Source organism: Amniculibacterium sp. G2-70, assembly GCF_014353055.1.
Classification (GTDB): Bacteria; Bacteroidota; Bacteroidia; order Flavobacteriales; family Weeksellaceae; genus Amniculibacterium; species Amniculibacterium aquaticum.
In genome coordinates, this window is the sequence record NZ_CP060698.1 from 519144 (window position 1) to 532724 (window position 13581).

Here is a 13581-nt window from a genome sequence, read left to right on the forward strand (position 1 = left end):
AAAAACAAAAAAAATAGTAATTTTACAAAAATCATAATCTATAAAAATGAGATACGAAAAACTGGGAAATATCCCACAAAAAAGACATACCATCTTCAAATCGAAAGATGACAAATTCTACTACGAACAACTCTTCGGTACCGAAGGTTTTCATGGAATTTCATCATTACTGTATCACATCCACAGACCTACTCAGATCCTTCGTGTGGGCGATGCCGTAGATGTAAGTCCAAAAATTGCAATTGAAAAAAATGCTACTCCAAGAATGTTCAAGGGGAAAGATGTAAGTCCTGAGAACGATTTTATGGACAGTAGAAAGATACTCATGTTCAACAACGACCTGAAAATGGGATTAGCCAAGCCAAAAAAATCCATGGATTATTTCTATAAAAATGGAGATTGCGACGAGATGCTTTTCGTACACGAAGGTAAAGGTACCATGAAAACCATGCTGGGAAATCTGGATTTTGAACAAGGCGATTATTTGATAGTACCAAGAGGAACGATCTACCAAATGGAATTTTCTACGGAAAATAATGTTTTTCTTTTTATTGAAGCCAACTCTCCAATATACACACCGAAAAGATACAGAAACGAGTTTGGACAATTGCTAGAACACTCTCCTTTTTGTGAAAGAGACATTGTAGCGCCAACTTTTGTTGAACCCATCGACCAAAAAGGCGAATTTTTAATTAAAGTAAAAAAAGAAAACCAACTTTGGGATTTCATTTATGCCACACATCCTTTTGATGTTGTGGGTTGGGACGGCTTCTTCTACCCGTACAAATTCAACATCAAAAATTTTGAGCCCATCACCGGTAGAGTGCATCTACCACCGCCAATTCATCAAAATTTCGAAGCTCATAATTTTGTAATTTGTTCATTTGTAGCTCGTCTGTACGACTACCATCCACAAGCCATTCCGGCACCGTACAATCACTCCAATATCGATTCGGACGAAGTTTTATTCTACACCGAAGGCGATTTTATGAGCCGTAACCATATCGATTTGATGGACTTTACCCTACATCCTGGTGGCATCGTTCATGGACCACATCCTGGAGCAATGGAAAGAAGTATCGGAAAAAAATCAACTGAAGAATATGCCGTTATGGTAGATCCTTTCAGACCTTTGAAGTTGACTGAAGAAGCGATGAAAGTGGAAGACACCAGTTATCTAACTTCCTGGTTGGAAGACGAAAGCAACCATAAAGAAGACAGAAGTCAGGAATAATCCACTAGAAATATACGAAAAAGGCTGCCCAAATCGAGCAGCCTTTTGTTATTTAGGCATAAATTTAGAATAATCGGTATCGTCGTTCTTGGGTTGAGCATCCTCGACGATATTGTTGGTTTCGGAAGAATCCATATTTTCCGTCCTGTGATACTCTTGTTGAGGCAATTTACTTTCTTTTTTCTTTGAAAATTTTGAAATAAAAAACCACAGCAATCCACCAATTAAAAACAAAGGCCAAAAAGGAATTAGCCACAAGCCTACCTTAGAAAGTCCATCCCAACCTTTTGCAAATGCAGCACCTACACCTTCATCTTTAGTGCCTTCAGAGGGATTTTCCGTTTCAAAAGCAGTATTTGCCAAAGATGCGTTTTCTGTAAAACTAAGTTGTACGGTCGATTTTTGTTCGGAAATCCTATCGCTTCCTGTTGATTCTATTAATTTGAATTTTGGACTGCCGAATTCACTTTCTAAATCACCAATAAAACGAGAAAATTGGTTGTTGGGCATCTCCAAAACAAGTTCTTTTTTATGCTGACCTTCTTCGGTTATGGTTTTATCTGATGAAATAACAACATTATATTGACTTAATACATCGTTTAATTTTTGATTGGTCGTTGTTAAATTCTGAACTCCAAAATCCATTTTTGCCGTTTGTATCAACGGATCGGAAACCAATTGTGTCGCGTTATCTCGAATTTCTATTCTTTCAGAAGAAGGAGGCGCAACTTCTTTCTTTACTTCGGATTTCGTTTCATTTTTTGGGTTGGATACGGTTTTATCATTTCCCAATTGATCCAAAATTTTTGCTACAGAACTTACGATTTCTACCGGATTATCGGTGTTTTTAAGAGCAGTAGCTGCAGAATCGATGGCCTTGATGGTTTCTGCTTTTTTCGTTAGTTCAGGAACCGATTTTTTGGCAACTTTTACCATTGAATCAACATCAAAATGATCCAAAGTCCCGTTGTTACGATGTTCATCTATTTGCTTCTGAATGTTTTTAATTTGAGAGTTGACTTGCGCTGTATCCCCAATAATTTTGGAAATAGAGTCTAGGGTTTTCATCCCGTCTGTAGTTTTATTCATCAACTCTTCCGCAGAACTGATGGCATCTTTGGTTTTTTGTACATCACCTGGCTCACAGGCTGCAAGAACGATTAGAGAAAAAACGATTGCAAATTTATTTTTCATAGTTAAATTTTAACACGAACAACTATACAATAATTATTCCTGAAATAGAAACAATGATCTCAAAACTTTCACAAAGCATTCAACATCAGCATTTTGCAAAATATTTTACAATTAATTTGCAAAAAAAGACTGCCAAATCTGACAGTCTTACAGGTATAAAAGAAGTTTAAATTTCAACTTTAAATCTTTCGAAAGCGGCTCTTTCTAGCATTTCTCTATCATCCGGGTGAGAAATTTCGATAAGAGCTTTTGCTCTTTGTCTCAAGCTTTTCCCGTAAAGATAGGCCGTTCCGTATTCGGTACAAACATAATGGATGTGCCCTCTGGTGGTTACCACTCCTGCACCTTGCTTTAGGAAAGGAACAATTCTTGGCACACCTTTGTTGGTTCTGGAGGAAATAGCCATAATGGGTTTTCCACCTTCAGAAAGTGCTGCACCACGCATAAAATCCATTTGTCCACCTATTCCACTGTACTGATAAGTACCGATAGAGTCTGCACAAACCTGACCGGTAAGATCGATTTCTATTGCCGAATTGATGGCGTGCATTCTTTTATTTTTCATGATGTTAATTGGGAAATTAACATGCTGAACATCCATAAAAGCGATGGATGGATTATCGTCTACAAAATCATACAATTTTTTAGTCCCAAAACAAAATGCAGTAATCGTTCTGTTGATGTGTGTTCCTTTGTATTTATTGTTCACCACATCTTTCAAGATTAGGTCTATGGCTCCATCACTGAGCATTTCGGTATGAATTCCCAAATCTTTATGGTTACTCAAAGCTTTTAATACGGCATCCGGAATGGTCCCAATCCCCATTTGTATGGTCGCTTTGTCATCGATAAGTTCGGCAACATTTTTACCAATTTGCAATTCGACATCGGTAACTTTTGCTCCGTAATCTAAGGTCATCAATTCTTCTTCATGCCATACCATTTTATCAATTCTGTCCACATGTACCATAGAGTCTCCATGGGTTCTAGGCATTTTAGGGTTAACAATTGCTACAACAGTTTTGGCCGAATCAACAGCTGCTCTGGCTACATCTACAGAAGTCCCTAAAGAGCAGTATCCGTGCTGATCCGGAGGAGAAACAGTAACAATAGACACATCCAACGGAAGAATATTATTTCTAAATAAAGTTGGAATTTCGGATAAGAAAATGGGAATAAAATCTCCTCTCTCACAATTTACGGCTTCGCGAACCGGAGTGGAAGTAAACAATGAGTTGATGTAAAAAGAATCTTTATATTGAGGTTTTGCAATTTCTACATTTCCTTGTTGGGTGATGGATACCAACTCTACTCCACGAAGATTAGCCGATTGCTTGGCCAATTCATCATAAAAAACATTAGGAGTACAGGCGCTTCCATGACCAAAAATTCTATTTCCGCTTTTAACGACAGAAACCGCTTCTTCTATACTAACATATTTCGACATAATACAAGTATTTGTGTGATTTTTAATAATGTTCAAAAATACGCTTAATCTTTAAAATTTGAAATGAGGGAAGTCAGTTTTCTTCAACAAATTATGAAATTATAAAATTACAGCGGCTATTCATCACTCATGTAAAAAAAACACAAAGAATGAATCGGAAAAATTGTTGAATCTAGAAAAAAGACTAATTTTAAACTATGAAATATCCAGTATTCATACTTTTATTTTTTTTCAATTTGATTTTCGGACAGAATGGACTTCAAATTCCTGAAAACACGAGTCAAATAAAAATTCCTTTTCGTCTGATCAACAACCTTATTTTTATTGAATCTGAAATCAACGGAATCCCGATGACTTTGCTTTTGGATACGGGGGTTTCTGAAACCATCATTTTTAGCATAGAAGAAAAAGAAATCACCCTGAAAAATACGGAGAAAATTAATTTTACGGGTCTGGGTGAAGGAACCGAAACCCAAGGTTTGGTTTCAAAAAATAATAAATTAGAAATTGGAAAACTATTGGACAATTCTCATACTTTGTACATCATCCTCAATACCGATTTTAATTTTTCTTCACAAATTGGCATCCCTGTAAATGGAATTATCGGTTATGATTTCTTTGAAAATCATCCGGTAAAAATAGATTACCAAAAGAAAAGAATAACTTTATACAAAGACCGTGTTTTAGCAAAAAGAAAAACTAAAAACTACCAAGAAATCCCCATTTCAATAGAAAACAACAAACCCTACCTTGAAGCTCAAGTCCAATTAAAAAGCGATAATAAAAAATCCAAATTATTAATCGACACAGGAAATAGCGATGCTTTGTGGTTATTCCCAAACAAAATCGAGAACTTCCAGCTGGGAGCTCCATTTTTTGAAGACTATCTGGGCAGAGGCTTTAATGGTGATATCCACGGTAAAAAAAGTCGGATAAGTACCGTAAATTTTGGCTCATTTATGCTAAACAAAACAACCGTTTCATTGCCCGATGACGAGGCCATAAAAAGTCTGAACCTTGTCACCAACCGCGTAGGATCCGTAGGCGATGAAATTCTTAAAAGATTTGATGTCGTTTTTGATTATAAAAACCAAAAAATCTACTTAAAAAAGAATAAAGACTTTGATGATCCCTATCATTTCAACATGAGTGGCTTAGAATTTAAACATCAAGGCATGCAATGGGAAAAAATTTGGGTGAGCATGGACGAAAAAAAACATAAGAAAAATGAAGATGAGAATGCCGTTTTTTCGAACTTTCAATACAAATTTCAGTTGAAACCCGTTTTTGCAATTGCTGCATGCAGACCCAACTCTCCAGCAGATCAATCGGGACTAAAAAAAGACGACATCATCCTGGCCATCAACGGAAAACCTGCCTCTAACCTGTCCTTGCAAGACCTCATCAACCTCATGAAATCCGAAGAAGGTAAGGAGATTTTCATGACCATTAGCAGAAACGAAAAGAAGATGGATTTTTCATTTATTTTAAAAGATCCAATCCCCATTTCCGAATAAAAAAGTCGATCCTAAGATCGACTCGATGTATTATTTTTTAATTTCTGCTAACTTTTTCAGCACTTCTTCTTTAGGCACAAAACCTTGTTTGTTCCACACCAAATTCTTGTTTTTATACAATCTCAGAACAGGCAATGCATCAATTCCTAAATTATTAACCAAATGTTTATTCTTATCCACATTAATACGAAGCACCTTTACCTCTTTGGACATTTTTTTATCGATTTCGTCCAAATACGGCTTCATTTTTTTGCACGGAGCACACCAATCGGCATAGAAATCTACCAACAAAACCGGAGTATTACCAATAAGAGTTTCATATTCAGCCGTGTCCATACCCCTATTTTGAGCGACTTGTCCTTTCACTTCAGGTAGGTTTTCACCGCGCCACTTCATCATGCCACCAGCCAAATTGGTTACCGACAGAAATCCTATTTTAGTTAATTTATTAGCCGCTTTTTCGCTTCTACCACCACTGAGACAATAGACAAATACAGGTTTTTTCTTGTCTAATGTTGAAACCAGTTTGTCAAAACTCTTACTGTTCCAATCGATGTTCACCGCATTTTCCAAATGACCATCGGCAAACTCTTCAGGCGTTCTCACATCAATCAATTGAATTTCAGGATTCTTTTTTAATTCATTGGCATACTCTGTTACTGCTAGATTATTAGTCTGTGCATTGATGCTTTGATTGCATGAAGAAAACGCAATAATTCCTGTAAAAATTACAGCTGACATTAATTTTTTCATCGTATTCTATTTTAGAAAATTATAGAAACAAAGTTAGTCATTTTTACATTTAGAAAGAATTGTTATCACCCAATTCATCGTTTTTTTTGTACTTTTACGCATTCCAATTCCTCTTGAATGAGGATTATTTAAGAAAATCAAAAAAATCAAATAAAGTATAACATTATGAAATCTTTCATTTCCTACGACGAAAAACAATCCGATTTTTCCATCCATAACATCCCGTTTGGGGTTGCTGTTTTTAATAAAGAATACATTGCTTGTGCCACACGAATTGGCGATATGGTGGTCGATTTGGCTTCTCTTTATGATTACAGTTTTTTTGATGACATCGCTGGGCTGAAAGAAAATGTTTTTGAAGCGTACACCCTGAATGAGTTTATTGAACTTGGAAAAAATACCACTTCTGCTGTTAGAAAAAGATTGCAAGAACTTTTCTCAGAAGGCTCTCCCCTATCATTGGATCAAAAAACCATTGAAGAATGCTTCTACGACTTGGATAAAGTGGAAATGCTCATGCCGATTCATGTTCAAAACTATACCGATTTCTACAGCAGTATAGAACACGCCACCAATGTTGGGAAAATGTTCAGAGATCCTGCAAACGCATTGCTCCCGAACTGGAAACACCTTCCTGTGGGCTATCATGGTAGAGCTTCGTCCATCGTTGTTTCCGGTGTCGATTTCCACAGACCCAAAGGGCAAATGAAACCTGCCGATGCCGAAAAACCGGTTTTTGGTCCGTCCAAACAATTGGATTTCGAGTTGGAAATGGCGTTCATCGTGAATAGAAATACAGAATTGGGCGAATCCATTTCTACCAAAGAAGCAGAAGATGCCATCTTCGGAATGGTGATCTTCAACGACTGGTCGGCAAGAGACATTCAATCTTGGGAATATGTTCCGTTAGGACCATTTTTAGGAAAAAATTTCTGCAGCTCCATCTCTCCTTGGGTGGTTACTTTAGAAGCGTTGGAACCTTTCAGAACCGCTTCTCCTAAACAAGATCCTGAGGTTTTGGATTATTTGAAATTCGAAGGTGATAAAAATTTCGACATCAACCTGGAAGTTTATCTTCAACCGGAAAATGGTGAAGAAAACCTAATTTCCAAAAGCAACTACAACTTTATGTATTGGAACATGAGTCAACAATTGGCGCACCACACCGTGAACGGTTGTAATGTTGAAGTAGGCGACATGTATGCCAGCGGAACCATTTCCGGTAGCGAAAAATCTTCTTTCGGATCCATGTTGGAACTGACTTGGAGAGGTACTGAACCTTTGAAACTTTCCAACGGAAGCGAAAGAAAATTTATTGAAGATCACGACACCATCATCATGAGAGGTTATGCTGAGAAAGACGGTATCCGTGTAGGTTTTGGTGAAGTATCAGGAAAAGTTTTACCGGCAAAATAACATCAAACCAAATCAAGCGGTTTACCAAATAAATAATACAATTTTGAAATATTCAATTTTGTACATAAATTTGTACAAACAAATACATCGAATTATGTTAATAGCCAGCGTATCCGATTTTAGAAAAGATATAAAAACCTATTTGGACAAGGTTTCAAAAAACTTTGAAACCTTGATTATCAATCGTGGAAAAGATTCTGGCATCGTTGTGATGTCCTTGGATGAATACAATTCTCTGATGGCCACCAATCATGAATTGAGCTCAAAAAAGAACGAAATGAGATTGGATTCGGCTATTGAAAAATTGAAAAAGGATAACTCCTTCAGCAAACCATTGATCGACGACTAAGATGAAATATATTTTTGTTGATGAATCTTGGGAAGATTATTTGTTTTGGCAAAAAACAGACAAAAAGAAACTGAAAAGAATCAACGAACTTCTAAAAGATATTTCTAGAAATCCTTTTGACGGAATTGGTAAGCCAGAAGCCTTGAAGCATAAATATTCCGGTTTTTGGTCCAGAAGAATAGATGACGAACATCGACTCATTTATAAATATGAAAACGACCAAATCCTCATTGCAAAATGCAGATACCACTACGATTAAGTAAACAATTACAGCCACTTTTTAACTTGAAATGAAAACAGTTCTCCCAAAAGATATTAGCACGGTACAGTTGCAAACCATTATGCAAACGGCCATTTCGCCGAGACCCATCGCCTTTGCATCTACCGTAGACAAAGACGGAAAGATCAACCTTTCGCCTTTTAGTTTTTTCAACATGTTCAGCACCCAACCACCAATTTTAATTTTTTCTCCAGCGAGAAGGGTGAGGGACAATACGACAAAACATACTTTGGAAAATATTTTGGAAGTTCCGGAAGTGGTGATCGGCACGGTAAACTACCCTATTGTTCAGCAGGTTTCTTTAGCTTCTACAGAATATGGAAAAGATGAAAACGAGTTCATCAAAGCCGGTTTCAACATGAAAGATGCCGATTTGGTAAGTCCTAAACTTATTGAAGAATGCCCGGTGAATTTCGAATGCAAAGTACAAGAAGTAAAACATTTGGGTACAGAAGGCGGTGCCGGAAACCTCATCATTTGCGAAGTGGTAAAAATCCATATTCGTGAAGAGTACTTGGACGAAAACGGAAATCTGGATCAGAAAAAATTGGATATGGTCGCTAGATTGGGCGGAAATTGGTACTCCAGAAACAATGCCGACAACTTGTTCGAAGTACCGAAACCTTTGGTAACTCTGGGAATTGGTTTTGACAATTTACCGAAAGAAATCAAGTTCAGTACGGTATTCACAGGAAATGATTTGGGCATGCTCGCCAATGTAGAACAACATCCTGCAGGCGAATATTCGGCAGATGAAAACTTGCATCGAGAGGCACAAAAACTTCTACATCTTCATCAGATTGAAGATGCTTGGGAATTGCTAAAAACATAAAATAAAAATCCGTTTTCAACACGAAAACGGATTTTTTTATTTGATTTTTTTTAATACATGACAAAAAATAGAATAGCTTAATCAAAACCACATAGGTGCATAGATAGTGTCTTTGTTGCGAAAATAAATACGAGTAGTACACAATAGAAATCCGTCTTTGACGGATACTAAGTGCAACTATGCAATCTTATTACCAATAATTCTATGTTTCTATGTGGTTTTTATCAGATTCCTATATAGCTGTTACAATTTTTGTTATGTACTTAGTTGAATTTTAGAAAAATTACTTTTCTTCTTTGATGCTTAGATCCTCGTTCAATTCAGGATTAATCTGAAGGGCTTTTTCTTGTTTGTTTCTCATGGTAATGTTCAACATTTCGACTATTAAACTAAATGCCAAACACGAGTAGATGATGTTTTTGCTCACATGTTGATGGATTCCTTCGGACACCAACATCACTCCAATTACCACCAAGAAAGACAACGCCAACATCTGTAAGCTTGGATATTTATTGATAATGGCCGAGATTTTACCCGCGAAAAGCATCATAATTCCAATGGAAATCACCACAGCAATAATCATCAGAACCACATTGTCCACCAATCCTACTGCGGTAAGGATAGAATCCAATGAGAAAACCATATCCACCAAAATAATTTGTAGAATAACGGTCATCAACAATCCGGACGAGGCTGTTTTAGGAGCATGATCGGCATGTCCACCTTGCATTTTCCCATGAATTTCGAAAGTTGATTTTGCAATCAAGAAAACACCTCCTGCCAGCAGAATTATGTCTTTCCAACTCAGTTCTATTGCATTTTCGGTACCCGGTTCGTGTATCCAACCCAAGGACATCACGGGATCTTTGAGGCCGATGATCCAATTGAGCATCAACAGCAACATCACACGGAAAACCATGGCCAATACCAAACCGATGTTGCGGGCTTGTTTTTGTTTGGCTTCCGGCAATTTGTTGGAAATAATGGAGATAAAAATAATGTTGTCTACCCCTAAAACTATTTCTAAAAAAGTAAGGGTGAGAAGTGAGATCCAGATCTGCGGTTCGGCAAAATTCGGAAATTCCAATACGGAAAGTAGTGTCAGCATTTAATAAAAATTTATCCGACAAAAATAATTTTTTTGATGGAAGAATCAATATTAAATTTTGTGCCCATCAAAATTATAAAGTTCAAATTCATCTCTAAAATGACGATTCTAAAACTTCTGGACGATTAAAGAAAAGTTGTTTGCAATTTTCAGAATTTGTCATGGCATCCAAGACTTTCGTGTTGGGTTTTATAAAAACCTGCGGATAATCCACCTCTCCCAATTCGGTACGAATGGGATAAGCCAATTGCTCTTTTTCCACCGAAAACTGAGCATCAACTCCAGGTTTATTTCCTCGAGGATCCAAGCGAAGCCAACCAATTTCGGGCAAGAAAACAGCATTGAGTCCGTGCAATGCATAACCAGAATCAAGACTTCCTTTTCTTAATACCCTTTGGTAGCAGAACCCTGCAGGAATACCCATTCCTCGGAGCAAAGCGGCCAATAAATGAGATTTTGCAAAACAAATACCTTCTTTATTTTCTAAAGTTTCCTCTGCAGAAATACTAATTTTTTCAGAATTCAAATCAAAAGAATGCTGAATTTCATCTCTTGCCATTTCAAAAGCCAATTTTGCCCTTTCCAACGGAATATCGGTTTGAGAACAAATATTTTTAATTTTTTCTTGAACCAAAGGTTGATGAAAATCGATGATCGATGGAATCTCTTCCAAATAATCTTGGACATTCTGAGATTCTAAAATAAGTTTCATGATCGAAAATTTAATGAAACAAAATTACGATTATTTTAAAAAATGAAGAGCCGTTTCAACGGCTACTTCCAAGTCTTGTGGCAGGTTTCCGGACTCCCAAGGTTCTTTCGCACCAAAAGTATGATGGGCATTTTCGATGATTTTTAAATCCGAATCTTTAAGCCAAGCATGCAAATGTTCAGCTGCAGACAGAGCAACCGCTTCGTCCGCAGAACCGTGGATGATGAGGCTTTGGCCGTGGAAAGATCGGGCTTTGTTGCCAACATTGTATCGGTTACTATTTCGCTGATAATCTTCAAAAATTTGGAAATAATGCGGCATTTCTTGCTGAGTTCTTCCATTTTTGGAGTAGAAAACGCCATTCTTCTTCCATTCTTCAAAACGATCGCCTTTGGGGAAAAAATCCAAAGTATCCACCCCGGCCAAAGTGATTAGTTTTTTCACCCTTTTGTCTTCAGCTGCTTTTACAGTGACCAATCCACCACCACGGGAATGTCCCATCAGGATAATATTTTCCGGGTTGACTCTTGCATTTTTTGAAAAATAATCGATAACCCATTCTAAATCTGAAAGTTGTTTGGAATAATTATCGTTTCCAAAAGCTTCCAGATCTGCAAAATCTGTAGGCTGATCCAACGATGTTCCGTTGTGCGAATAATTAAATTTCACAAAAAAATATCCGTTTTCCGCAAATTTTTCGGCCATAAGATTCCAAGCACCCCAATCTTTATAACCTTTGTACCCATGACAAAAGATGATTAAGGGTAAATTCTCTGCTTGATCCGGATAAAAAGCATCCGCCAAGAAGGCTTTTGTTTCGGGGTTTTGAAGTTGAATATTGTTTTTTCGTACGATGGACATGGCAAATTTTTAGATGTAAGTTTACGATAATTTCTTCACAGACCGGCTCAATTAAACAATTTTAATTTTGAGTCTGAAAGCTTAATCACGGGTTCTAAAAATAATTCTACCTAATTGCTTTCAATTTCCTTCAAGCTTTCCATTTTTTTGTTGGCCAAAAATTCGGTGATGCCTTCGAAATGTTCACGAACTCTTTTGTTACCGAACTCGAATACTTTTTCTGCCAAACCGTCTAAGAAATCCCTGTCGTGAGAGACCAAAACTACGGTTCCGTCAAAATCCTTCAAGGCATCTTTGATGATGTCTTTGGTTTTCATGTCCAAATGGTTGGTGGGCTCATCGAGGATCAGAACATTGTACGGTTCTAGCAACAATTTCACCATTGCCAAACGGGTTTTCTCTCCTCCGGAAAGCACTTTCACTTTTTTATCGATATCATCGCCTTTGAACATGAAAGCTCCCAAAATATTTTTGATTTGGGTACGGATATCGCCTTCGGCAATGCGATCTACGGTTTCGAAAATGGTAAGATCACCGTCCAACAACGAAGCTTGGTTTTGGGCAAAATAACCCACCTGAACATTGTGTCCGATTTCCACCTTGCCGTCAAAATCAATTTCGTCCATGATGGCTTTGATCATGGTGGATTTTCCTTCGCCATTTTTTCCTACAAAGGCCACTTTCTGACCTCTTTCGATCACCAAATTGGCTTCTTTGAAAACGACATGGTCGCCATAGTTTTTAGACATTTCGTTGACGATTACAGGATACTGTCCGGATCTTGCTGCCGGTGGAAATTTCAGTTTCAGAGCCGAAGTATCGACCTCATCTACCTGAATAATATCCAATTTTTCCAACATCTTCACTCGAGATTGCACCTGAAGGGTTTTGGAATAAGTTCCTTTGAATCTTTCGATAAATTCTTTGGTTTCGGCAATCATCTTTTGTTGCTCGATGTATTGCTTCATCTGTTGCTCTCTTCTTTCCTGTCTCAGCACCAGATAATCCGAATATTTTGCTTTGTAATCGTAGATTCTGCCCATCGTTACTTCAATGGTTCTGTTGGTGATGTTGTCCACAAAAGCTCGGTCGTGGGAAATGACCATCACGGCTTTGGCTTGGTTTTTCAGGAAATCTTCCAACCACTGTATCGACTCGATATCCAGGTGATTGGTAGGCTCATCCAGAAGAATGAGATCCGGTTGTCTGAGTAATATTTTTGCCAATTCGATACGCATTCTCCATCCACCAGAAAATTCTGAGGTTGGCCTATCCAGATCTTCCGCTAAAAAGCCCATTCCTTTCAGTACTTTTTCGACTTCGGCATCGTAATTTACTTCTTCTATGGAATAAAATTTTTCGCTCAGTTCAGAAACTTCTTCGATGAGTTTCATGTAATCATCGCTTTCGTAATCGGTTCTTACGGTCAATTGATCGTTGATTTCATCAATCCTTGTTTTCATGGAAAGATATTCGGCAAAGGCTTTAGAAGCTTCTTCGCGCACGGTACAATGATCTTCGGTAAGCAAATGCTGAGGAAGATAGGCAATTACCGCTTCTTTGGGAGCAGCGATATTCCCGGAGCTGGCTTTGTTGATGCCGGCAACGATCTTGAGAAGTGTCGATTTTCCGGCGCCGTTTTTCCCCATCAAGGCGATTTTATCGTTTTCGTTGATGGTAAAACTCACCCCTGAAAATAAAGTTGTTGCACCAAATTGTACCGCTATATCGTTTACAGAAATCATATTCTTAGTTTAAAAAATGTGTGCAAAGATAGAAGAAAGAAATGGAGTTTTTGAGCAAAATATTGAACGATTGAAATTTCAAATAATTAAAATATACACATACGCTCCGATTTAGTCCTTCAAACATGTAACT

General features: G+C 37.5%; 13 protein-coding genes. 6 read left to right on the top strand and 7 right to left on the bottom strand.

The genetic code is table 11. The features are described from left to right. Positions 1-46 precede the first annotated feature (46 nt). Positions 47-1234, top strand: coding sequence for a homogentisate 1,2-dioxygenase (locus tag H9Q20_RS02390; protein WP_124642167.1), 1188 nt, complete (start codon positions 47-49; stop codon positions 1232-1234). Positions 1235-1282: 48 nt separating this feature from the next. Here the strand turns inward: H9Q20_RS02390 and H9Q20_RS02395 are convergent, their stop codons facing one another. Both H9Q20_RS02395 and H9Q20_RS02400 read right to left on the bottom strand, forming a co-directional pair. Continuing rightward, on the bottom strand, positions 1283-2428 hold the full coding sequence (locus H9Q20_RS02395) for a hypothetical protein (protein ID WP_187478205.1): 1146 nt from the start codon (positions 2426-2428) through the stop codon (positions 1283-1285). A 166-nt stretch (positions 2429-2594) separates the two neighbouring features. Next, complete coding sequence (locus H9Q20_RS02400; RefSeq protein ID WP_187478206.1) at positions 2595-3875, bottom strand: acetyl-CoA hydrolase/transferase family protein; 1281 nt, start codon at positions 3873-3875, stop codon at positions 2595-2597. A 197-nt stretch (positions 3876-4072) separates the two neighbouring features. Here H9Q20_RS02400 and H9Q20_RS02405 point away from each other — a divergent pair, with 197 nt between their 5' ends. Next, on the top strand, positions 4073-5392 hold the full coding sequence (locus tag H9Q20_RS02405; RefSeq protein ID WP_187478207.1) for an aspartyl protease family protein: 1320 nt from the start codon (positions 4073-4075) through the stop codon (positions 5390-5392). Between the two features lie 30 nt (positions 5393-5422). Here H9Q20_RS02405 and H9Q20_RS02410 read toward each other — a convergent pair whose 3' ends face one another. Beyond that, positions 5423-6145, bottom strand: a complete 723-nt coding sequence (locus H9Q20_RS02410) for a thioredoxin domain-containing protein (protein WP_187478208.1) — start codon at positions 6143-6145, stop codon at positions 5423-5425. A 165-nt stretch (positions 6146-6310) separates the two neighbouring features. Between H9Q20_RS02410 and fahA the strand changes: the two genes are divergently transcribed. The 4 genes from fahA to H9Q20_RS02430 all read left to right on the top strand — a co-directional run bounded on the left by fahA (position 6311) and on the right by H9Q20_RS02430 (position 9022). Beyond that, a complete protein-coding gene (gene fahA / locus H9Q20_RS02415) occupies positions 6311-7561 on the top strand; it encodes a fumarylacetoacetase (protein WP_187478209.1) in 1251 nt (416 codons plus the stop codon). 94 nt (positions 7562-7655) lie between these two features. Next, positions 7656-7910, top strand: coding sequence for a type II toxin-antitoxin system Phd/YefM family antitoxin (locus H9Q20_RS02420; protein ID WP_187478210.1), 255 nt, complete (start codon positions 7656-7658; stop codon positions 7908-7910). Position 7911: 1 nt separating this feature from the next. Then, positions 7912-8169, top strand: a complete 258-nt coding sequence (locus tag H9Q20_RS02425) for a Txe/YoeB family addiction module toxin (RefSeq protein ID WP_187478211.1) — start codon at positions 7912-7914, stop codon at positions 8167-8169. A 31-nt stretch (positions 8170-8200) separates the two neighbouring features. Next, complete coding sequence (locus H9Q20_RS02430) at positions 8201-9022, top strand: flavin reductase family protein (RefSeq protein WP_187478212.1); 822 nt, start codon at positions 8201-8203, stop codon at positions 9020-9022. A 283-nt stretch (positions 9023-9305) separates the two neighbouring features. Here H9Q20_RS02430 and H9Q20_RS02435 read toward each other — a convergent pair whose 3' ends face one another. The 4 genes from H9Q20_RS02435 to H9Q20_RS02450 all read right to left on the bottom strand — a co-directional run bounded on the left by H9Q20_RS02435 (position 9306) and on the right by H9Q20_RS02450 (position 13448). Further along, positions 9306-10130: a TerC family protein gene (locus H9Q20_RS02435; RefSeq protein ID WP_124642151.1), complete on the bottom strand. Its 825-nt coding sequence runs from the start codon at positions 10128-10130 to the stop codon at positions 9306-9308. 94 nt (positions 10131-10224) lie between these two features. Further along, the gene (locus H9Q20_RS02440) at positions 10225-10842 is read right to left on the bottom strand and encodes a transglutaminase-like domain-containing protein (RefSeq protein WP_187478213.1); all 618 of its coding nucleotides are present in this window, start codon (positions 10840-10842) and stop codon (positions 10225-10227) included. Between the two features lie 30 nt (positions 10843-10872). Then, positions 10873-11703 carry an alpha/beta hydrolase family protein gene (locus H9Q20_RS02445; RefSeq protein ID WP_187478214.1) on the bottom strand — a complete coding sequence of 277 codons (831 nt, stop codon included), beginning with the start codon at positions 11701-11703 and terminating at the stop codon, positions 10873-10875. A gap of 110 nt (positions 11704-11813) precedes the next feature. Further along, the gene (locus H9Q20_RS02450) at positions 11814-13448 is read right to left on the bottom strand and encodes an ABC-F family ATP-binding cassette domain-containing protein (protein WP_187478215.1); all 1635 of its coding nucleotides are present in this window, start codon (positions 13446-13448) and stop codon (positions 11814-11816) included. Positions 13449-13581 lie beyond the last annotated feature (133 nt).